The sequence below is a fragment of the Vibrio sp. Vb2131 genome (assembly GCF_033338535.1).
Classification (GTDB): Bacteria; Pseudomonadota; Gammaproteobacteria; order Enterobacterales; family Vibrionaceae; genus Vibrio; species Vibrio alginolyticus.
Window position 1 is genome coordinate 1 of record NZ_JAWOSW010000120.1, and the last position, 576, is coordinate 576.

Annotated in this window: 1 protein-coding gene; it reads left to right on the forward strand. The window is 50.9% G+C overall.

Annotated elements, in window-relative coordinates; all coding sequences use genetic code 11:
- Positions 1 to 27 precede the first annotated feature (27 nt).
- On the forward strand, positions 28 to 576 hold a 549-nt coding region (locus R7E38_RS23185; RefSeq protein ID WP_318082194.1), incomplete at its 3' end, for an eS7 family ribosomal protein.

A 576-nucleotide genomic window follows, 5' to 3' on the forward strand; every position in this document is an offset into this window, starting at 1 on the left:
ATCTCGGCACTCCGTAAGGACGAAGCCATGTTCAGCTCGAGCGCCAAGATTGTGAAGCCCAATGGCGAGAAGCCGGACGAGTTCGAGTCTGGCATCTCTCAGGCGCTGCTCGAGCTGGAGATGAACTCCGATCTCAAGGCGCAGCTGCGTGAACTCAACATCACCGCAGCCAAGGAAATCGAAGTTGGTGGTGGTCGGAAAGCTATCATAATTTTTGTACCAGTTCCTCAGCTTAAATCTTTCCAGAAAATCCAAGTCCGGCTAGTTCGTGAATTGGAGAAAAAGTTCAGTGGCAAGCACGTGGTCTTCATTGCTCAGAGGAGGATTCTGCCCAAGCCAACCCGAAAAAGCCGTACGAAAAATAAGCAAAAGCGCCCCAGAAGCCGCACCCTGACAGCAGTGCACGACGCCATCCTTGAGGATTTGGTCTTCCCAAGTGAAATTGTGGGCAAGAGGATCCGTGTGAAACTGGATGGCAGCCGGCTCATAAAAGTTCATTTAGACAAAGCACAGCAGAACAACGTGGAGCACAAGGTCGAAACTTTTTCTGGCGTGTACAAGAAGCTCACAGGCATA